The sequence below is a fragment of the Corallococcus sicarius genome (assembly GCF_003611735.1).
GTDB lineage: Bacteria > Myxococcota > Myxococcia > Myxococcales > Myxococcaceae > Corallococcus > Corallococcus sicarius.
In genome coordinates, this window is the sequence record NZ_RAWG01000039.1 from 1 (window position 1) to 20828 (window position 20828).

Below are 20828 nucleotides of genomic sequence, written 5' to 3' on the forward strand. Positions count from 1 at the left end.
CCCGCCCTCACCTGGGCGTGGATGCGCTGACGCCCACGGTGGACCTGCGGGCCCGCCTGGAGGGGCGCCTGCAGCGCGGAGGCTTTCGGCAGGGTGCCTTTGGCCCGGACTACGAACTGGCGCGCTTCCAGGTGGCGGGCCCGTCCGCCCAACCCCTGGCGGACGCGCCCTTCCCGGACGGGTCCTCGGCCTACGGTGAAGTGATTCTCAGCTGGGACGCGGAGCGATTGGGCACCCTGGCGCGGCGCCACCTGCGCCTGACGCTGGGAGCGGAGGCCTTCTCCTGGGGACGGGTGGACGTGGAGGGGCGCCTGGAGGTGCAGCTCTTCCACCGCAACCTCACCGTGGCGGTGGGAGGGCTGGCGATGGGCATGGGCCAGCCCGCCGCGCGCTCCCTCGTTTCAAGTGAGGCCCGGTGGCGCTTCCTCGGAGGGAAGCTGTACGCGGTGGGGCAGGCAGGCACGCTGCTATTCCCGACGGCGGAGGGGACGCTGCGTCCGGGCGCCTTCGCGGTCGTGGGACTGGGGGTGGACCATGTCCGGTGAGCGGCGCCTGCGCAGCGGGGTGGGCCTGGCGCTGGCGGTGGCGCTGCTGAACGCGGGCTGCGCTTCGTTGCCCGCGAGGCCGGGCCAGGCGGGCCGTGGGGCGGCCCTGGCCTTCAGTCCCGCCTCCGCGTCCGCCCAGGCGCTGAGGAGCGCTGCGGGAGGTGCGTCCCCGGGAGAGGCGCTGGCATCCTCCACGGCGGAGGGGGCGGAGGAGCCCCTGGGCCTTCGACGCGAGCCCCTGGCCGAGGAGGCCGAGGGCGCGGGTGCGCCAGGCACGAAGCCGGTGGCCAGCGTCTGCGGGGGAACGCCAGTGCCCTCGGGCTGGCCCCACCTGGACTCCAGCCGGGAGGTGCTGAAGCCCTTCCTGGCGTGCGCCTCGCCCGCGGGATTCGTGGCCCTGCAGCGCGGGGTGGACATGGCCGCGTTGGTGGAGTCGCTGGAGGACTGGGACGCGGTCCGCCTGGGGGCCCTGGGGCCGATGGACGCGCGGGCCTCGGAAGTCCTCAACCGGAAGCGCGCGGCCTTCCTCGTCACGTCCGTCGAGAAGTATGGCGCGCCCTATTCCGAGGTGCTCGCCCTCTTCGTCCTCCACTCGGCCTTCGACGACGAGCTGCGCGAGGTGGTGCAACGGCTCGCCCGCGACAAGCAGCTGGGCGAGACGCTGGGGAGCATGCCCGTCGTCCGCGAGGAATTGAAGCGGCGGGGCCTGGAGCTGGAAGGCTTTCCGGAGCGGGGTGAGCAGGCCCGCGACGTGCTGCGCGGGTTGGGGCGCGCGGGCCGGGACATGCTCTCCAGCAGTCTCGCGAGCGATGGCGCTCGGGGACAGAGCCTCTGGGCGAAGCGCGCCGAGCTCCCACCTGCGTACCAGGCGGCCCTCGATGAAGTGCAGGAGGCGCTGACGGAGCGGCACTACTCGCCGGGAAGCGCTTCGGCGGGGGCCTTCGACCACCTCACCTTCGGTGTGCCGCTGGGCTTCTACCACCTGGCGGCGGGGACGGGGCACGGGGCGTACTCACTGGCGCAGGGGAAGTACGAGCAGGCCACGCGCGAGTTGGCGCCGGCCGCGCTGATGGTGGCGCTGTATGCCGGGGGCAAGGGCGCCCGTGTCCTGGTGGAGTCGCGCGGCGGGCTGCGGCGCTTCCAGCTGCCGGCGCTCGACGTGGACGGGATGAAGGCGCTGATGGCGCGCCTGGAGGAGCAACTGGGCGTCAACGCCGCGCGCGACCTGCTGCGCTACCTCCAGGCGAGCCGCGAGGGCGCGCGGGTGGCCGCCGAGTGGGGCGAGGCGGGGCTGCTGGCGCTGTACGAGGCCCGCGGAAACCCAGCCAAGGCGCAGGGGGTGCTGGCCGAAGCCAGCCGCGAGTCCTCCCGGCCAGCGGCCACGAAGGGCGCGGCAAGGAATCGGGCCGGCACCTTGGACCCCTTCGCGCAGAGCGCCGAGGTGGGCGCCGCGGAGGCCGCGAAGACGAAGCTGCTCCAGGCGGAGCTGGAGTCCTCGGGCCCCCGTCTCCCGAAGGATGTGAAGCAGCTGAAGCAGAGGGCCCCGAAGCTGGAGGAGCCACCACCGGGAGTCGAGAAGGGGGCGCCGCTCTGGCAGGAGTACGTTGCCTATCGCAAGAGGCGGCTGAAGGAGATTCAGGAGGGTGACGCCGTCAAGGGCCCCCTGAAGTGGGAGGGCTACCAGGAGATGCGCGCCTACCATGCTCGGGGCATGGCCTTCGAGAGGACCATGGTCGCCATCCTGGAGGCGGACGCTGCCTTGCCCCGCGCACAGCGGCGCTGGCTCGGCGACTTCGAGCAGCCGCGCATCGAGACGCACGTGGGCGTGTCGAAGGTGGACCTCCGGTACGCCGACGTCCTCGTCATCGAAGAACGCCCCCCACCGGGCCAGCCACCTCGGGTGGAGACGTTCAGCTTCAAGAGCCGGAATCTGGCCGTTCTGGACGACAATGCACTCCCTGTGCAGTTGAATACGGACGCCAGTAACGCAATCAAGCATTACGGTGGAACGCTGAAGATTCTTCGGGACGGCATGCGACAGCAAGCGGGTGTTCAGCGAGTGCGCCTCGTCTATGAGGGCCAGCAGTTTCTGCCCCAAGATCGCAATATGCTGAGAACGGCGGCGAGCGAAGCGCAAATGCGGAACAAGGGCGTGGAGGTACTGTTTCAATGAAGATGAAGACACTGACATTGGATGATTTGAACAAGGTGGACTGTCTGCGCTTCCTGTTCAACGGCGCTTTCGATTCGAGTCGTGGGGTAGAGCACGGGTTGGCGCCGTTTCTGGATGCTCTTGAGCAACACGCTCACGGATGGATGCCCACATTCGTCAAGACGAGTCGGCGACGTAAGTACGCCAGAGCCGCAGTCTGGAGTGCGATTGAGGAGCGACGCGCGGACTATGGTTCTATCATTGGGTTGTTTCGTTCGGAGAATCCTGGGGTGTCGCTGTCGCTCACCCTTGGGCTTACGCAAACGGAGCCCGACCTGAGCGTCAGGCTCAACATACAGCCGCTCTCATTTTTTGCAGAGGAGGAGGCCTGTCGCGGTTTTGTGGCAGTGGCGCGAGGTTGGGCCTCTCGGTACCCTTCTCATCATGCCGCAGCGCACAGTGCGGCCGATCTGAATCTTGCGGATTCTCCCGCTTTCGGTCGCGATGACGAGACATGGAAGCGGGACGGGTTCGATAAAATCTACGAGCTGTTCTGGCTGAACATCTTCGGTCCGAAGCTGGTGGAGTCCGTAGGCCGGGAGCGGATGCTCTCGACGCCTGCGCACCTCGTGGAGGAGCTGCCCAATGGTTCCGTCCTCCTGGTGCTGCGGCCCACGGCCGCCGACTTCGACAGTGAGGAAGCGCGCGTGGCGCAGGCCCGAGCCCATGTCCACCTGCGACCGGACCTCGACTTCGACACGCTGCTGCGCACGCTGAGAGAGCGCAGCGCCGCGCTCGTACCCGTCGAGCCGCGCTTCCACCCTGATGTCGCGCCGCTCTTTTCACGGTTGCCGGACGCGTTCGCCCTCAGCGAGCGGCAACGGAAGATCGCCGAACTCAACGCCTTCCGGCCGGCCGAGCCGGAAGAGTGGCTGCCCGTCGCGTTGCCGTCAGATGTAGAGAACCCGGAGCGTGTCCGTAGCCACTATGACGACCTGTCCGAGGGCCTCGTGGCTGTGCTTCACACGGATGTGCCCTCCATCATGAAGGAGACGCCCGAGTCTCTCACGGACCTCGACTTCCACTTCTGGAAGACCCACTTCCCCGAGCGGTATACGCGCGAGGTCCTCGACGGACACACGATACCGGCGTTGGGTGCCTACCTGGGAGACGTGCTGGTGCGGCGGTTGGGCGGGACGTGGGTCTTGCGGCAGAAGAGGGAGGAGTCCCAGGTGCGCATCGGCAAGCGCGTCTGGCTGCCCTTCCTCCGTGCGCGCCGGTACATGCAGTCGCGCGAGTCGCTGTTGGAATACTCGCTCACCCAGTTCTTCAAGGAGGCGGAGCGGTACCGGCCCTGACTGCGGCGGCGGCTGGCCCTCTCTGCCAACGTGAGTGAGACAGCCCGTGCCGAGCACCACCATTGCCAGCAATGACAGTCCGGCCGGTTCCGCGCCCCACGGTCAGGCCGGTGGCTCCTCAGCAGTCACACGCAGCGGACGAGGCCCCGGCTCCGTCGGCGTCTCGTCCGCGCCGCGCAGGGGCGACGGCTTCGTCCGGAGGTCGTCCTGGCGCGGTGCCGGGAAGGCAGGGGAGATGCCGCCCTCGTCCTCCAGCAGGTCCAACTCCGCCAGCGCCTCGCCCCCCTCCAGCAGCGCCTGCTGGACCTCCCTCACCGCGTCCGCGCCATCGTAGGGCCCCCGCATCGCGAGCAGTGCCCGCAGCTCCGACTCCAGCTCCGCCGCCGTCGCGAAGCGCGCGGCCTTCTCCCGCCGCAGCAGTTTGTGGAAGACGGTGCGCAACGCCTTGGAGAGGCCGAAGGTCGCGCTCGCCAGGTCCTTCACGCGGAAGGTCATGGCGTGCCGGATGGCATCCTCCACGAAGGGCGGCAGGTGCAGCTCCATCGCCGTGACCATGGCCGTGAGAAACTGCTGGTGCTGCTGGCGGGACAACCGCGAGCCCTCGTCCTCCGGCGGGAGGTTCCCAGGGAGATAGAGGTGCCGCCCCGTGGCGAACTCCAGCAGCGTCAGGCCCAGCGAGAAGAGGTCCGCCCGGGCGTCCGTCGCTTCCCCCAGCAGTACCTCGGGGGCGGAGTAGATGACTTCCCCCGGAGGACGCGGCAGCGTCGTGGCGAGCCGCCCGCCCAGGCGGGAGAAGGCGACACCGAAGTCCGTCAGCACCACACCGCCACCCGGCCGCAGGCGGATGTGTGTGGGATTGATGTCGCGGTTGACGATGCCCAGGGGAACATCCGCGTCATCCGTGCGCGTATGCGCATGCGCCAGGGCCGCCGCCACCTCCGCGCCCACGTACAGGACGAAGGATTCGGAGAAGTAGCGCCCACGCACCTGGGCAATGGACAGCAGCGCATCCAGGGTGAAGCCCTCGACGCACTCCATGGCGGCGCACAGCCCGTACTTCATTTCGAAGAGGCCGTGGACACGGGCGATGTTGGGGTGCTGGAGGAACCGGGCCAGCCGCACCTCCTCCTCCAGCCGGGCACGCGCACGCGGGTAGCTCTCCGGGACGGGCCCCTCCGGCAGGGCCACGCACTTCAAGACGACCTTGCCCTGATAGCCGGCGGGCGTCCGGGGCCGGGCCAACAACACCCGTTCGCCATGGCGGCCCGTGCCCAGGTCCTGGAAGAACTCGTAGGAGGTGTCACCGTGACAAAAGAGGACCGCGCCCCCGGAGGACCGGGGGTCGGAAACAGTGGCCATGAAGGGAGGCTCCGGAATGCACGCGGGGAACCGCATGCGCAGACACCCAGAAACTACTTTCGCGGCGCTTCCGGAGTGAAGGACGCCATGGGTCGAAAATGGCACGCACCCGGCTTCACTCCGGGTCCATGGTCATCTCCAGAACGTCAATTCCTGTTACATCCCCGGGCTCACGGCCAGCGGTCGACGATGATCCCGACCCCGTCCCTGGTTGTGTGGACCTCCCCGGGTCGGGAGCCCTTGAATCCCTCATGATTCAGGGACATGCAGATGGGGCGGGTCTCCCCGCTTGGAAGGCGCGCTTGCGTATAGCGTCCCACCAGATTCCCGTCGGTCGTCCACAGTCGCCCGTAGAGCAACGTGCCCTTGGGAAACTTAGTCGCGTCGCGGGTCAGGACGGAACCGACGACCGGGCCATCGGAGAACGTCGCCGCGTGGCCCAGGGACTCTGTCGGCTGTCGCTCGTCGATCACGATGCGAATGCTGCGGTCCCGGTCGAGCCACATCTCGCTCATGGCCTCGACTGTCTCAGGAGGGCAGTCTGTCCCAGGCTTGGGACGCACCTGGGAGCTGCTGGGGCAACCCAACTGCAAGGCCACGACGGCGCTCGCGACGGCACATTTCTTCAGGAACTCCGTCCGAGGGCCACTGGAGCCCGGGGGCTTCCTCTCCGAAGAGTCGGGGGGGCTTTCGACAAGGGGAGCACGCTTCACGGCGGAGCTTTCCTTCTGGGTGGGGACGGAAGGGAGCGAAGCTACCCCAGGGGACGACGCGGGCGGCACGAATGGCTCCTGAAGGGGAATGGGGACGGGGGAGGAAACGGGGCGAAGCCAGACGAAGGCCCCCGCCAGCAACGCGACGACCGCCACCGCGAGCAGTGCCTCCACCCTCCTTCGGCGGCGACCGCGCCACGCGGGAGGCGTCTCCTCGTCGGTGTTGGAGGCCGGTGCCATGGGAGGCTTCAGCGAAGGGAGGTGGACGGGCACCGTCCAGTCGGGTCCCGCCTCCGCCGCCAGGGACTCCAATTCGCGTCGCATCACTTCGCCCGTCGGGGGACGCTGTTCGGGCTGTCGCGCGATGAAGCGCATGGCGACATCGCTCAACGCGGCTGGCACCCGTGCGTTCAACTCCCGGGCGGGCGTCGGCGTCCACCGGCCTTCGACCGGAGCCTTCGGAAGACCGCTCGCCGGATCCGGCGTCGTGAGTACGTCGTAGAGGCACACGCCCAGCGCGTAGACGTCGTCCGTCATCTTGAATTCGTAGCGCGCGTCCCGTTCGTCGCCGTGCTCCTTCAGGAAGCGGGACGCCTCGGGCGTGCGGTAGCGGCGGGTGCCGGGCGGCAGCGGGGCGTCCGTCAGGTCCTCGGCGTGCGTGTAGTCGCCCGCGCTGAAGTCGAGGATGACGGGCTCACCGTCCGAGGCGCGCACCATGATGTTGGCCAGCTTCAGGTCCCGGTGGAAGACGCCGCGCCCATGCATGAAGTCCAGGGCCCCCGCGAGCTTCACGAAGACCCGGACCACCTCCTGCGCCGTGGGGTGCATCCGTTCCACCCACTCCGCCAGGGTGTAGCCCTCCACGAGGTCGAGGACGACGTAGAGCCAGCCCGTGCGAAGGTCCGGCCAGCGCGCATGGGCATGGACGCCGACGATGTTCGCGTGGCGCAGGTGGACCAGGCACCCCAGCTCACGCATCAACCGCGCGTCCGCCTGCTCTGCGTCCCCGCTGCCTGGACGGTGCATCGCGAGCTTCATCGCGACGTGCTGCCCGTCCCTCTCCACGCAGTAGACGGCGCCGTAGGTGCCCGACCCCAGCAACTTCACGACGCACCAGCCGTGGATCATGAACCCGGGCGGGAGCTGCGCGGGGTGGTGGATGACGGTCAACATGGCCGGCCCTCTACAGCACGACGCGGGGAAAGACGAGACGACGCGCGCCCGAGGCGTCCACCAGCTCCAGGCTGAACACCGTGCCCTTTTTCCAGGTGGGAGCACCCACGTCCACCGCCACGACCCCCACCTCCCCTGGCCCAACCCGCGACTGACTCATGTGCACGCCGAGCACCCGCGTCCGCGCGCCCTTCCCGGGGCCGGTGAGCCGCGCTTCGAGGGGCGTCCAGGGCTCACGGCCGTCGTTCCTGACCGTGATGGACACCGCGCCCCAGAGTCCCGCCCGGAAGCTCAGCGCAGCCTGGACGCCCAACGCGCTCGCCACCTGCGTCGAAGAGTCGACCACGGCATCGAGCGCGCGGACCCCAGATGAGTCCAGAAGCCCCGCCAGGGCGAAACCGGCAGGGCCCCCTGCCTCGCCGCTGGAGCGAAGCCGGGCAAGCTCCACCCGTTGTGCCTCAAGCTGGGCCCGCGCTTCGGCCAACTCCGCTTGAAGGACTGCAAGGGATTGAGCACGGCGGAAGACCCGTACCCGCGCATCTACCACCGACGGCTGGGACACCAGCACGAACACCGCGCTGTCGGGCGAGGCCCCATCAGCGAACCGCACCCGGAGCCCGAGTTGTTCGCCCGTCCGGAGGTCGGTCGCCGGCACGAGCGCGAGCATGCGCTCGCCCGTGTCCACGAACTGGAACCGCGCGCGGCCCTCCAGTTCCACCGAGCCCCGGTCCAGCGGCGTGTCGAAGAGCAGCAGCGTGACGACGCCCGCGGCCACGCGCAGCTCAGGTACGGCCCCCGTGGCACTGTCAGGGAGCACGACACGCCGTTCCTGGGGCTCGCGTGGGACGGGGGCGGGTTGCGCGGGGACGGCAGCGCCCAGCAGCAGGAAGACAATGGCGGCGAGTCGCGGCAACGGGAGGGTCTCCTGTCCGCGACCCTACCAGACGGGTCAACCTCCACCGTCGGGAAAGTCCGTGAAGCCTTCCATGACTGGAGGGGGTGGAGCGGCGAACCCACGCAGGCACAGGATTCACACCCAACGGAGGAGAGTCCTGGAACCGTGCAAGCTCACGTCAGCGTTCACGGAGTCAGTCGGAGGCAAGCGCGAGATGAACGTGGGCGCAACGGCGGTGGCTCAGGGACTTCAACCAACCCCGCATCGAGACGCACGTGGGCGTGTCGAAGGTGGACCTCCGGTACGCCGACGTCCTCGTCATCGAGGCGCGCCCCCCACCGGGTCAGCCACCTCGGGTGGAGACGTTCAGCTTCAAGAGCCGGAATCTGGCCGTTCTGGATGAAGATGCGTTGCCTGTGCAGGTGAGAACGGACGCCAGCAACGCAATGCAGCATTACGGTGGAACGCTGAAGATTCTTCGGGACGGCATGCGACAGCAGGCGGAGGTCCGGAGGGTGCGCCTCGTCTACGAGGGCCAGGAGCTTCTGCCCAGAGAACGCGACATGCTCATAGATGCGGCGAACGACGCGCAGCTTCGGAACAAGGGCGTGGAGGTACTGTTCCAATGAAGATGACGACGCTGACGCTCCATGACTTGAACAAGGTGGATTGCCTGCGCTTCTTGTTCAATGGGGCTTTCAATTCAGGGAATGGAGTCGAGTCCGAATTGGCCCCGTTCCTTGATGCTCTTGAGAAACATGCTGGCGGCTGGATGCCGACTTTTGTCAAGACGAGTCGGAGGCGGAAATACTCCCGAGATGCCGTGTGGCGAGCGATTGAGGAACGGCGCGACGACTACGGCTCAATCATCGGGCTGTTCCGTTCGGAGGATCCCGGCGTGTCGCTGTCGCTCACTCTTGGCCTTACACAGGTGGAGCCCGACTTGCGCGTCAGGCTCAGTGTTCAGCCACTCTCTTTCTTCGCGGAGGAGGAGGCTTGTCGCAGCTTTGTAGCAATGGCCAGAGCTTGGGCTCATCGGTATCCTCCTCATCACGCAACAGCGCACAGCGCGGCGGATCGGCAGCTCGCGGACTTCCCATTCTTCGGTCGTGATGATGAGACTTACAAGAGGGATGGGTTCGATAAGATTTACGAGCTGTGTTGGTTGAACATCTTCGGTCCAAAGCTGGTGGAGTCCGTAGGCCGGGAGCGGATGCTCTCGACGCCTGCGCACCTCGTGGAGGAACTCCCCAACGGCTCCGTCCTCCTGGTGCTGCGTCCCACTGCCGCCGACTTCGACAGTGAGGAAGCGCGCGTGGCGCAGGCCCGAGCCCATGTCCACCTGCGGCCGGACCTCGACTTCGACACGCTGCTGCGCACGCTGAGAGAGCGCAGCGCCGCGCTCGTACCCGTCGAGCCGCGCTTCCACCCTGATGTCGCGCCGCTCTTTTCACGGTTGCCGGACGCGTTCGCCATCAGCGAGCGGCAACGGAAGATCGCCGAACTCAACGCCTTCCGGCCGGCCGAGCCGGAGGAGTGGCTGCCAGTCGCGTTGCCGTCAGATGTAGAGAACCCGGAGCGTGTCCGTAGCCACTATGACGACCTGTCCGAGGGCCTCGTGGCGGTGCTTCACACGGAGGTGCCCTCCATCATGAAGGAGACGCCCGAGTCTCTCACGGACCTCGACTTCCACTTCTGGAAGACCCACTTCCCCGAGCGGTATACGCGCGAGGTCCTCGACGGACACACGATACCGGCGTTGGGTGCCTACCTGGGAGACGTGCTGGTGCGGCGGTTGGGCGGGACGTGGGTCTTGCGGCAGAAGCTGGAGGAGTCGCAGGTGCGCGTCGGCCAGCGCGTCTGGTTACCCTTCCTCCGCGCGCGTCGGTACATGCAGTCCCGCCACGCCCTCCTGAACTACTCGCTCACGCAATTCTTCCGGGAAGTGGCGCGGCACCCCTCCTGACACAGGCGCGAGGAGACACATGCGACAACACCCTGGAGGCCGGCACCCCGAAGGTGTCCGGCATCCAGTGTGTCTGACGTCAGAGCGGCCCGACCCGCCTCCGGCAAGCGACGCCAGACCCACGGGCCTCCGCTTGTCGCGGACTACTTGTCCGTGGCGTCCTCGATCTTGTCGCCGGCGCTCTCCACGGCGTCTTCCGTCTTGTCGGCGGCCTTCTCGGCGGCGTTCTCCGTCTTGTCGCCGGCCTCCTCGACGTCGTCCTTCGCGGCCTCGCGGGTGTTGCGGTGGCAACCCACACCGGCGACCAGGGAGCCCAGCGTCACGGCCAGCAGCGTCAGCTTCTTCATTCGGTGCGACTCCTTTTCTGAGGGACCCCGGAGTATCGGTACCGGGGTCCGCTGTGCGGGGCGCAAGGTAGGCACTGTCCACCCACTGCCAAGTGGCATGTCCCCCGGTACCTTGCGCCCGTGCCGCCGGTAGGTGCGCTGACGGTGTCGGAGGACGCTGTTACCGTACGCCTTCGCGTGGGGGCCCTGCCCGAGCCCCCCGGAGGCCCACCCTTCATGTCCTCATCCCGGCCCTCACGGCCCGCCCTGCTGCTCGTCCTGGCCCTGGTGACCCTCTGGGGCTGTCAGTCCGACACCCAGCCGCCCGCGAAGCAGCTCTTCTCCGACGTGCAGTTCGACCTGACGGTGCCGCCGGAGACGCCCGCCGACGCCGCCCTCTTCCTCACCGGCCCCAGCGCCACCTTCGGCGGGCCGGACGGGACCGGCCTGGAGATGGTCTACCAGGGCGGCCGCGTCTTCAGCCTCAAGGCCCGCCTGCCCAAGGACACCGCCTTCAGCTACGCGGTGCGGATGACGGCGCCGTCCGCGCAGGTGGCGCTGGACGCGGCCGGAGCCCCGGAGGCGGACCGCTCCATCTCCGTGCACGAGGACGAGGAGCGCGTCGCGCTGGAGGTGGAGCGCTTCGGTCCCGCGGCCGGAGAGACGGGCGCGCGGACGGTGTTCGTCGTCCAGGTGCCGGACATCACGCCCCGTGAAGACACGGTGTACCTGACGGGGAACCAGCCGGAGCTGGGGAACTGGAACGGCGCGCAGGTGGCACTCTCCCGCGCCGTGGACAATGCCTATGCTGGCTCCGTCATCTTCGCGGAAGGGACGGATCTGGAGTTCAAGGTAACCCGCGGTTCCTGGGAGAAGGTGGAGAAGAGCGCCACGGGTGCGGAGGTGGGCAACCACACCTTCAAGACGGGCAGCGGCTTCGAGCGCGTGTCCCTGACGGTGGGCGGCTGGGCGGACCTCACGCCCCCTCCCCCTCCGCCGGATCCGACGCTCACCGGCGACGTGCGCTTCCTGCGCAACGTGACGCCCACGGACACGACGCTCAAGCCGCGCGACGTCATCGTCTGGTTGCCGCCCGGCTACGACGCGAACCCCACGCGCCGCTACCCGGTGCTGTACATGCACGACGGCCAGAACCTGATGGACGTCGTCACCGCGTTCGCCGGGGAGTGGAAGGTGGACGAGACGGCGCAGACGCTGGTGGAGGGCGGGCAGGTGGAGCCGCTCATCATCGTGGGCGTCTACAACGTCGGTAACGACCGCATCGCGGAGTACACGCCGGTGCCCTTCCCGCCCAAGTACCCGGATGCGGGCCGCGCGGACGCCTACGGCCAGTTCCTCATCAAGGACCTGAAGCCGCGCATCGACGCGGAGTTCCGGACGAAGCCGGGGCCGGAGTTCACCGGGCTCGCGGGCTCGTCGCTGGGCGGGCTGGTGTCCCTGTCGCTGGGCCTGAAGCACCCGGAGGTCTTCAGCCGCCTGGGCGTGGTGTCGCCGTCGGTGTGGTGGGCGGACCGGGACATCGTGAAGACGGTGGAGGCGCTGACCACGAAGCCCGCGCTGCGCATCTGGGAGGACATCGGCACGAACGAAGGCACCGGCAGCGAGGCGGAGTCGGTGGCGGATGCCCAGGCGCTGCGCGACGCGCTGGTGGCCAAGGGCTGGGTGCCCGACGTCGACCTGAAGTACACGGTGGTGGACGGCGGCAAGCACGCCGAGGCGGACTGGGCCGCGCGCTTCGGCGACATCCTGCGCTTCCTCTACCCCGCGGTGCCGTGACGTCCGCGCCGCCCCCCACCACCCCGGATGGGCGCTACCTGGTGGTGGATGGGCGGCTGTGGCGTCGCTCCAACCCGGCGCTCGGGCCCCGGCAGCGGGAGCTGCTGGTGGCCGCGCTGATGCGGGCCCGCGCGGACGTGGGCCGGGCGAAGCGCGCGAAGGATGCCGCCGCTGAACGCCACGCCCGCGCCCGCGTCCACCGCGCCAAGGTGGGCCTGGGCGAGCGCGGCCCGCCGTGGTGGACCGACGGGGCCCGGGACTTCAACCGGCACCTCGTGCGCAACACGCCGTATGCGGCGTGGTTCCAGGCCCTCGCCATCCCCTGAACTGTCGTCTCCCCCAAACCAAGGAAGTGCGTCATGCGTCACGCGTGGAACCGGATGTCCTTGTGGTTCGTGCCGTCGCTGTTGCTCGCCGCGTGTGGTCCGACCCAAGAGCCGGGGGAGCCCGGGGAGTCGCCGCAGGTGGGCGAGAGCACGCAGGCCGTGCTGTACCCGCCGCCGGTGCCGTCCAGCGGCAACATCGTGGACAGCACGGCGTTCCTGGGCCCGGTGGGGCTCAACGACGCCGTGCAGACGCGCTTCACCACGAACCCGCAGTACCTGTCCTTCAACTTCAGGGTGGCCGCCGGCGCGCAGGTGCGCCTGGAGGTGACGCACCTGGGCAGCAGCATGGGCCTGGACACGGGCCTGTTCATCTATGGCCCCCGGGATGCCAATGGCAGCTACGGCACCACGCTGCGCGCGCAGGACGACGACGCGGGCTATGGCGCGTTGAGCAAGGTGAACGGCCTGACGCTGGCGCAGGGCGGCGAGTACCTGGCGGTGGTGAGCACCGGCACGGGCGCGGGCAAGCAGTTCCGCCTGGCCCTGGGCTGTCTCAACGGCGCCTGCGCGGAGCCGTCGCTGTTCACGGCCTGTGACCTGGACGTGGCCACGCGCATCGAGGTGTGTGACGAGAGCGTGGTGGAGGCGCAGGGGGTGACGCCCGCGCAGGCGCTGCCCCAGTGCACGGACGCGCAGGACGCGCACGACGCCTACGTGTCTCAGTGCGTGCTGTCCTCCGGCGCGAAGCCCTGGTGCGCGAACGGCGAGGCGGCCTTTACCTCCAGGATGTGGCCGGTGTGCAAGGACTTCTACTACCGCTACTACGGCGCGGGGCCGCTGCCCCTCACGCAGCTGCCGCTGAGCAGCACGCTCCAGGCGACGCAGGCGACGGGCCACACGCGCTGCAAGACGGGTGAGAACTGGTGTGATGAGTCCCTGTGGACGCTCAACGTGCCCTCCGTGGCGGGCACGCCGCCCGTGTCCCTGGACGTCGTGGCCGAGGGCGCCTTCGCGTCCATCCCGGCGCTGTACGCCCAGGAGGCCCCGCAGTTCGAGCGCCTCGCGGACCTGACGTACGCGCAGTTCACCAGCCGCCTGGACTACTTCTTCCCGGAGCTGGCGCAGGCGCTGCCGGGCGCGCTGGGCAACGGCACCGAGGTGCCCCAGGTGGCGGACTTCTACGCGGACATTCCGGTGGCGCCGGGCGCCAAGGACTACCACCACGTCTACGTCGTCTACTTCCCCGTGTCGCACCAGACGGCGGTGTTCTGGTTCATCCAGCACGAGATTTGAGTCAGCGGCCCGTGAGGCCCGCGTGCGGCAGGCCTTCGCCTAGAAGGCGTACCGCACGCGGCAGTACGGCAGGTGGCGGGCGAGCAGGTCCTTGAACTCCGCCACGTGGCGCCCCTTGAACCCGGTGCGGTAGCGCACGTTGACGCCGCCGCCCTGGGACACCTTCGTCTCTTGGGTCTCCGGGGTCCACAGCACCGCCTCCGCCTTCGGGTGCCAGCGCAGGTTCACCTCGTGCAGGCCGGCGTTGTGCGTGAGGAAGATGATCTCACACGCGAGCTGCGCCTTCGCCTTCGCGCCGATGCCGGCATCCACCTGCTGGAACAGCTCCGCGTACGCGGCCTGCCAGCCTTCCTGGAGCACGACGGGGGAGAAGTTGAGGTGCACCTCGTAGCCGGCGGCCACGAAGTCGTCGATGGCGGCGATGCGCTCCGCGATGGGGTCCGTGCGCACGTCCAGGAGCTTCGCCTGCGCGTGGGGCATCAGGCTGAAGCGGACGCGCGTCTTGCCCTGGGGCTCGTAGGTGAGCAGCTCGCGGTTGACCCGCTTGGTGGCGAAGCTGCCCTTGGCATTGGGGAGCGTGGTGAACAGCCGCACCAGGTCCCGCACGTTGTCGCTCAGGGCCGCGTCCGCGGAGCAGTCGCTGTTGCAGCCGATGTCGTAGACCCAGCAGCGGGGGTCCACGCTGTTGGGCGCAAGCTTGGGCCCCCGCTTGTGCGCGTGCTTGCGCAGGGCCTCCGAGATGCGGTCGATGTTCACGAACACCGTGACGGGGTTCGCATAGCCCTTGTTGCGCGGGACGTAGCAGTACGCGCACGCCATCACGCAGCCGTTGGCGGTGGAGGGGGCGATGAAGTCCGAGCTCCGGTCGTTGGCGACGAAGGACAGCGTCTTCTTCACGCCCAGCACCAGCGTGCTGCCCTTGATGCGGTTCCACGCCTCCACGTTGCCAGCGTTGCCGAACAGGCCGGGGATGTTCTGGTGGGAGGGCACCTCCACCCGCTCCGCGTCCGGGAAGCGCGCCAGGATTTCCCGGCCGCGCGCGTGCTCCACCACGCCCGGCTCCAGGTAGATGCGCGCCACCTTGAGCAACCTGTCGAGCGGCCCGGGTCCGGGAGGCGGCACCCGGACGGGCGCCGGGGGTGGGGAGAACAGGTCGAGGTTCGTCACAGGGGCGGATGTAACCGCCTCCGGGGCCCGACGCACCTCCTGGCGGCCCTCCCCCCACGCAGGGCGGGCCGCCAGGCGCAAAAGCAGCCCCCTGCCCCTCAGCGCTCGGACGTCGTGGGCTCCAGCGAGAAGGGCTCCGGGACGTCCAGCTGCTCCCACAGCGCGTCCGGCAGCTTCTCCGCGCGCGCCACGGCCGGGGGCTGCTTGGGCGAGTACACGCGGTGGCTGTTGACGCGGAACTCACTGTCCTCGGTGGTGGCGATGACCGCGGCGCGGCCCAGGTCGTTGATGAACGGCCCATCCGAGCGGAAGGCGACGTTGTTCACGAGCTGCACCTCCGCGGCGCCGGGGACCGTGACCCAGACGCTGTAGCGCCTCGCCACCAGGTCCACGCTCAGGCGGAAGTGGTCCGTCCGGCCGCGCACGTAGGGGATCCGCCTGAGCCACGACCAGCCCGCGCCGTTGCGCGCCTGGTAGATGCCGTCCGTGCTCAGGCGCACCGCGAGGTTCAGGCGTGAGAAGGAGGTGACCTCCGTGGAGGAGTCCGTCCAGCCCACGACGCCGCCGTCGATGACGTCCCGCAGCGGGGTGAGGTCGAACTCCACGGCACGGGTGCCGGTGTTGTTCGTGCCCAGCAGGTGCTGGCTGCGGGAGAAGGACAGCTTCGCGTACCAGGGGTAGTTGGGGCGCGGGTTGAAGCGCAGCAGCGCCTCCAGGAAGTAGTAGTCGCCGTAGATGAGGCTGACATCGATCTCCTGGCCCGCGGGCAGGTTGCCCACGCCGTGCAGCAGCAGGCCGGGGCTGTTGGTGCCCTGCGCGAGGTACGCGGGCGACACCAGCGAGTCCAGCATGCCCAGCGCGGCGGTGCGGTAGCGCGTGCGCCGGGTGGCGTCCGTCTCCAGGCCGCTCAGCTCCAGCAGCGCAGAGGCGACGATGGCCGCGGCGGAGGAGTCCTTGTACTGCATGGGGGCATTGAAGTCCCAGTTGGGCACGAGGTCCGCGGGCAGGTTCGCCAGGTAGTAGTCCGTCACCCGGCGCGCGGCCGTGAGGAAGCGCGCGTCGCCCGTGTAGCGGTACATCATGCTGTAGCCGTAGATGAGCCACGCCTGGCCGCGCGCCCAGGTGGAGGTGGTGGAGTAGCCCTGGTAGGTGCCGCGCGAGCGGATGGTGCCGTCCGCGCGGTAGTCCACGTAGTGGAACGAGCTGCCGTCAGGGCGCACCGCGTCCGCGAGCGTCTTGAGCGCGTGGTTGATGGCCATGGCGCGGTACGCGGGCCGGCCGTTCTGGGAGGCCCAGAGCAGCAACTGGAGGTCCACCATCGTGTCGGTGACGAGCGGGATGTTCCAGTTCGGGTTCCAATCACAACAGTCGATGATGCCAATCTGGCTGTTGTAGCGCGTGGCCAGCGAGTCGGCGGAGGTGAGCAGCACGTCGCGGTAGTAGGTGTTGCCGGTGAGCCTCCACGCCTCGCCGTAGCTCGTGTACATCTTGAAGCCCAGGTCGTGCGTCTCCGTGTTGGTCTTCTGGACCTCCAACGGGCGCGTCCACAGGTCCGCGCGCTCGCGCCAGATGGGCTCACTGGCCACCTGGAACATGAGCCACATGCTCCCGGGGAAGAAGCCCTGGGTCCAGGCGATGCGGTCCGTGTTGGCCACAGTCGTCCAGGTGCCGTTGGACAGCGACGACTTCGGAGAGCGGGTGACGCCTGGCAACTCCGCGGTCGTGTCCGCGAGCTGCGCGCGAGCGAAGGTCAGCACCCGCACGGCGTCCGCGTCCGTGAAGGCCAGCGCCGCGGGCGCCACCATCGCGCCCAGCAAACACCCCAGCCCTGCTCCAATCCTGCTCAATCCCATACAACCTCCCCTGCTTTGGCAGGGGCGGAAGGTTGGGTCGCGGGGCGAGGGCGGCCATGGCCCCGGAGGGCGGGAGCAGGCCGCCCGCCCCGCCCGCCGGGAGGAGCCGGACGTGCCCTAAACGACGGAGGCCTGCGCCGTGGACACGGGCACTGTGTAGCCCGTGGGCTTGTCACCCACCGCGGCCCCGCCCTGCAGAACGAGCTGATGGGGCTGGCTGAACATGGAGTAGGGGAACGGCACCGGCGGGGCGCTGACCTCGTCCAGTTGCTGGCGCAGCCCTGGAGGGAGGGTGAAGTCCAGCGCGGCGAGGTTGCCGTCGAGCTGCTTCAGGGTGCTCGCGCCGATGATGACCGAGCCGACCCCGGGCTGCGTCGCCACCCAGTTGAGCGCCACCTGCGACATGTCCCGGCCCAGCTCCTTCGCGACCTTCTCCAGCGTGGCGACCACCTTCCAGTTGCGCTCGGTGAAGAGGCCCATCTGCTGGCCGCCCACCGCGGAGCTGAGGCGGCCCTCGCCCTGGAAGCCGCCTTCGCTCGGCCGGTACTTGCCGGACAGCAGGCCCATGCCCAGCGGGCTCCAGGCGGTGATGCCCATGCCCAGCGTCTGCGCCAGCGGCGTGAATTCATGCTCCAGGTTGCGCTCCACGAGCGAGTACTGGAGCTGCAGGTTGATGAGCGGCGTCAGCGCGTGCGCCTCCGCCCAGGTCTGCGCCCGCGCGGCGTACCAGGACGGCACGTCGGACAGGCCGGCGTAGCGGATCTTCCCGGCCCGCACGAGGTCATCGAACGTGCGCACCACCTCCTCCGCGGGGGTGATGCGGTCCCAGGTGTGCAGCAGGTACAGGTCGATGTAGTCCGTGCGCAGCCGCCGCAGCGACGCCTCCACCGCGCGCACCATGTGCTTGCGGCCGTTGCCCCCGCCGTTGGGGTCGCCCTTGTGGGCGCTGTTGTAGGAGAACTTGGTGGTCAGGACGACGCGATCCCTCCCGCCCCGTTCCTCCAGGAACTTCCCCAGGAGCGTCTCCGCGCTGCCGTCCGTGTACAGGTCCGCCGTGTCGATGAAGTTGCCGCCCGCGTCCAGGTACCGGTCGAACAGCGCGCGCGAGACGTCGTTCGTCGAACCCCAGAGGCCGCCGTACAGCCCCTCCTTCCCGAAGGTCATCGTGCCCAACGAGAGGGGACTGACACGCAGGCCGGAGCGGCCCAGGAGGTAGTAGTGATTCATCGACATGCGGTGACTCCATTCGGGGTTGATTCTTGACTGAACAATCCAGAAACAGGCGTGCGAAGACGGCGAGCGGTCCGTGTGGGACGGCGCGCGGGGTTACTGGGACTTGAGGCCCGCGAGGGTGAAGTCCACGACGGCGCGGAGGGTGTCGGGCGGGGTGCCGGCCTTGGCGCCCAGGCGCAGCCCGCCAATGGTGGTCAGCAGGAAGCTCGCGGCGACCCGGGCATCCAGCTTGGGGTTGAGCTCACCCTTGTGCTGGGCCTCGCGCACGATGCGCTCCAGCATGCCCAGGCCCAGCGCACCGCTGGACTTGAGCACCGTGGCGACCTCCGGGTCCGTGTGCGCCATCTCCGCGGTGGCATTCACGGAGAGGCAGCCCCGGGCGCGCTCCTTCGGGGTGGCGCCGGGGATGGAGAGGAGGAACTCGCGCAGGGCGGCCAGCGGCGACGGCTGGGAGCGCAGGCACTCCGCCATGTTGGCGCCATACTCCGTCTGGTAGCAGCGCAGGGCGTCCAGGTAGAGGCCGTGCTTGTCCCCGAACGTGTCGTACATGCTCTGCCGCCCGATGCCCATGGCGCGCAGCAGGTCGTCCGTGGACGTGGCCTCGTAGCCCTGCTCCCAGAACACGACCATGGCCCGCCGCACGGCCTCGTCCCGGTCGAACTCCTTCGTCCGTGCCATGCCCGTTTCGTAACGATTCTGGACTGAACTGTCAAACTAATCGGGCCGGGCCTGGAAGCCGGGCGGGCGCTCCCCGGCGACGCCGGACGCGCGCTCCAGCGCGATGCCCACGCGGCCCAGGGTGCCCTCGTCGAAGAGCTGACCGATGAGCGTCACGCCGTGGGGCACGCGGCGCGGGGTGGCGAAGGTGGGCATGGGGCGCTGGGGGTTGGGGGCCCAGTCGCTGCGGGCCTTGGACACCTCCACGAAGCCGGTGCGCAGCGTGAGGGACGGGTGGCCCGTGTGGTTGGTGATGGTGAGGGCTTCGTCGCGCAGCGAGGGCACGAGCAGCACGTCCACCTGGGACATCACGCGGGCCATCTCCTGCGCCACCTTGCGGCGCAGCCGGTCCGCCTGGACGTAGTCCACCGCGGACAGGAAGCGGGCCTGGCGGAAGAGGTTGGGCCACGCGTCGGGCACCTGCATCTTCAGGGCGTCCACGCCGTGGCTGAGCGTGAGGTCCTCGAAGGCGGCGGCGGCCTCCGCGAAGAGCAGCACGTTGAGCGCGGAGTAGGGCCAGTCGGGGAACTGTACTTCCACGGGAGACAGGCCCAGGCCCTTGAGCGCTTCGAGCGCCGCGCGGTCCACGTCGGTGGCGGGGCTCTCCTTCATCCACGCCGGGACGTAGCCCACGCGCAGGCCCTTCACGCTCGCACCCGCGTCGAAGTCGAGCTTCGCGGGGACGCTGGCCACGTCGCCCGCGTCCGGCCCATCGAGCGCGGCGAGGACCAACAGCGAGTCCTCCACCCCGCGCGTCATGGGCCCCAGTTTGTCCAGCGACCAGCACAGCGTCATCGCGCCAGTGCGCGGCACGCGGCCGAAGGTGGGCCGCAGGCCGGTGATGCCACAGCGCATGGCGGGCGACACGATGCTGCCGCCCGTCTCGCTGCCCAGGGAGAAGCCCACGAGCCCCGCCGCCGTCGCCGCGCCCGGCCCCGCGCTGCTGCCCGAGGAGCCCTCCTGCGGCAGCCACGGGTTCTTCGTCTCGCCGCCGAACCAGATGTCATTGAGGGCGAGCGCGCCCAGGCTGAGCTTCGCCACCAGCACGGCGCCCGCGCGGTGCAGCCGGTCCACCACGGTGGCGTCTGTCTTTGGGATGCGGTCGCGGAAGGGCTCGGCGCCGTAGGTGGTGCGGATGCCCGCGGTGTCCACCAGGTCCTTGGCTCCCCAGGGGATGCCGTGCAGCGGGCCCTTGTACCTGCCCGCCGCGATGTCCCGGTCCGCCTGACGCGCCTGGGCCAGCGCCAGCTCCGGCGTCAGGGTGATGACGCACTGGAGCTGCGGGTCGAAGCGCTTCAGCCGCTCCAGGTAGAGCTGCGTGAGGCGCTCCGAGGTGATGGCGCGCGACTCCACCCAGCGGGACAGCTGCGTGAGCGGCGCGAAGGCGATGTCCTCTTCCTTCGCGGGCAGGGGCGTCTTCGCATCACGGCTCCTCACGAAGCGGGCCCTGGCGGGGCGTGTCTCCTTGAACCCCGGCAGCGTGGGGTTCCACTGGGAGGCGGGGGCCAGCGTGGGCTCCAGCGCGAGCTTGCGCGGGCCGGTGCGCCGCTCGTGCAGCGGGGCCATGGACACGCGCCAGGTGCCGGCGGCCTGGGTGCGTTCGGCGGGCGTGAGCTGCACCTGCATCAGCTTCTCCGCCTCCGCGAAGGTGGTGGGGCTCACCTCCGGGCCCACGGTGGGGCCGGCGCCGAAGGTGGGCGGGGCACCGGCGGGCGCGGACGTGCCGGCATCCGGGGCCGGGGCCGCGGAGACGGCGGTACTCGCGAGTCCAATCACGGTGTGGGTCAGGAACTGCCGACGCGAGCTGGCCATGGCGCAACCTCACGGAAGAAGCGGGGGCGCCAGTGTGCCATCTCCCCTGCTCCGTGCACGGCGCGCGGCGCGGTGGACGGGCAGGTGCCCGGGCGGCGGCTCGCGGCCGGTGCGGGCTTCGAGGCCCGCGTGACGGGCGGGTG

At 69.4% G+C, this 20828-nt stretch carries 15 protein-coding genes and 2 pseudogenes; 8 read left to right on the plus strand and 9 right to left on the minus strand.

Annotated elements, in window-relative coordinates:
• From D7X12_RS08520 to D7X12_RS08530, 3 genes and pseudogenes are all read left to right on the plus strand, one after another.
• Nucleotides 1-545, plus strand: a pseudogene (locus D7X12_RS08520) (hypothetical protein); the annotation flags it as partial.
• The gene (locus D7X12_RS08525; protein WP_120624770.1) at nucleotides 535-2718 is read left to right on the plus strand and encodes a hypothetical protein; all 2184 of its coding nucleotides are present in this window, start codon (nucleotides 535-537) and stop codon (nucleotides 2716-2718) included. The pseudogene D7X12_RS08520 and the gene D7X12_RS08525, both read left to right, overlap by 11 nt.
• A 2-nt stretch (nucleotides 2719-2720) precedes the next feature.
• Entirely contained in the window at nucleotides 2721-4055 is a 1335-nt protein-coding gene (locus tag D7X12_RS08530; protein WP_120624799.1) for a hypothetical protein, read from the plus strand.
• Between the two features lie 102 nt (nucleotides 4056-4157).
• On the opposite strand, the gene D7X12_RS08535 is transcribed toward D7X12_RS08530, so the two are convergent.
• From D7X12_RS08535 to D7X12_RS08545, 3 genes are all read right to left on the minus strand, one after another.
• Nucleotides 4158-5414: a serine/threonine protein kinase gene (locus tag D7X12_RS08535; RefSeq protein ID WP_120624800.1), complete on the minus strand. Its 1257-nt coding sequence runs from the start codon at nucleotides 5412-5414 to the stop codon at nucleotides 4158-4160.
• A gap of 170 nt (nucleotides 5415-5584) precedes the next feature.
• Complete coding sequence (locus tag D7X12_RS08540) at nucleotides 5585-7300, minus strand: serine/threonine protein kinase (RefSeq protein ID WP_244224435.1); 1716 nt, start codon at nucleotides 7298-7300, stop codon at nucleotides 5585-5587.
• 10 nt (nucleotides 7301-7310) lie between these two features.
• The gene (locus D7X12_RS08545; protein WP_120624771.1) at nucleotides 7311-8213 is read right to left on the minus strand and encodes a DUF2381 family protein; all 903 of its coding nucleotides are present in this window, start codon (nucleotides 8211-8213) and stop codon (nucleotides 7311-7313) included.
• Nucleotides 8214-8419: 206 nt separating this feature from the next.
• Between D7X12_RS08545 and D7X12_RS08550 the strand changes: the two are divergent.
• Together D7X12_RS08550 and D7X12_RS08555 are read left to right on the plus strand one after the other, a co-directional pair.
• Nucleotides 8420-8824: pseudogene (locus D7X12_RS08550) on the plus strand (hypothetical protein); the annotation flags it as partial.
• A gap of 2 nt (nucleotides 8825-8826) precedes the next feature.
• Entirely contained in the window at nucleotides 8827-10161 is a 1335-nt protein-coding gene (locus tag D7X12_RS08555) for a hypothetical protein (RefSeq protein ID WP_120624802.1), read from the plus strand.
• A 143-nt stretch (nucleotides 10162-10304) separates the two neighbouring features.
• On the opposite strand, the gene D7X12_RS08560 is transcribed toward D7X12_RS08555, so the two are convergent.
• Nucleotides 10305-10508: a YtxH domain-containing protein gene (locus D7X12_RS08560; protein WP_120624772.1), complete on the minus strand. Its 204-nt coding sequence runs from the start codon at nucleotides 10506-10508 to the stop codon at nucleotides 10305-10307.
• A gap of 216 nt (nucleotides 10509-10724) precedes the next feature.
• Between D7X12_RS08560 and D7X12_RS08565 the strand changes: the two genes are divergently transcribed.
• Genes D7X12_RS08565 through D7X12_RS08575 form a run of 3 tightly spaced genes read left to right on the plus strand, consistent with a single transcriptional unit; the run spans nucleotide 10725 to nucleotide 13903 of the window.
• Nucleotides 10725-12284, plus strand: coding sequence for an alpha/beta hydrolase-fold protein (locus D7X12_RS08565; protein ID WP_120624773.1), 1560 nt, complete (start codon nucleotides 10725-10727; stop codon nucleotides 12282-12284).
• Nucleotides 12281-12610, plus strand: a complete 330-nt coding sequence (locus D7X12_RS08570; protein WP_120624774.1) for a hypothetical protein — start codon at nucleotides 12281-12283, stop codon at nucleotides 12608-12610. Before D7X12_RS08565 ends, D7X12_RS08570 begins: the two co-directional genes overlap by 4 nt.
• A 33-nt stretch (nucleotides 12611-12643) precedes the next feature.
• Entirely contained in the window at nucleotides 12644-13903 is a 1260-nt protein-coding gene (locus D7X12_RS08575) for a hypothetical protein (RefSeq protein ID WP_244224436.1), read from the plus strand.
• Nucleotides 13904-13942: 39 nt separating this feature from the next.
• Here D7X12_RS08575 and D7X12_RS08580 read toward each other — a convergent pair whose 3' ends face one another.
• From D7X12_RS08580 to D7X12_RS08600, 5 genes are all read right to left on the minus strand, one after another.
• The gene (locus tag D7X12_RS08580; protein ID WP_120624775.1) at nucleotides 13943-15070 is read right to left on the minus strand and encodes a spore photoproduct lyase family protein; all 1128 of its coding nucleotides are present in this window, start codon (nucleotides 15068-15070) and stop codon (nucleotides 13943-13945) included.
• Between the two features lie 98 nt (nucleotides 15071-15168).
• A complete protein-coding gene (locus D7X12_RS08585; protein WP_120624776.1) occupies nucleotides 15169-16923 on the minus strand; it encodes a glycoside hydrolase family 88 protein in 1755 nt (584 codons plus the stop codon).
• A gap of 117 nt (nucleotides 16924-17040) precedes the next feature.
• Nucleotides 17041-18156 carry an aldo/keto reductase gene (locus D7X12_RS08590; protein ID WP_120624777.1) on the minus strand — a complete coding sequence of 372 codons (1116 nt, stop codon included), beginning with the start codon at nucleotides 18154-18156 and terminating at the stop codon, nucleotides 17041-17043.
• Nucleotides 18157-18249: 93 nt separating this feature from the next.
• The gene (locus D7X12_RS08595; RefSeq protein ID WP_120624778.1) at nucleotides 18250-18834 is read right to left on the minus strand and encodes a TetR/AcrR family transcriptional regulator; all 585 of its coding nucleotides are present in this window, start codon (nucleotides 18832-18834) and stop codon (nucleotides 18250-18252) included.
• Between the two features lie 36 nt (nucleotides 18835-18870).
• Nucleotides 18871-20685, minus strand: coding sequence for an amidase (locus D7X12_RS08600; protein ID WP_120624779.1), 1815 nt, complete (start codon nucleotides 20683-20685; stop codon nucleotides 18871-18873).
• Nucleotides 20686-20828 lie beyond the last annotated feature (143 nt).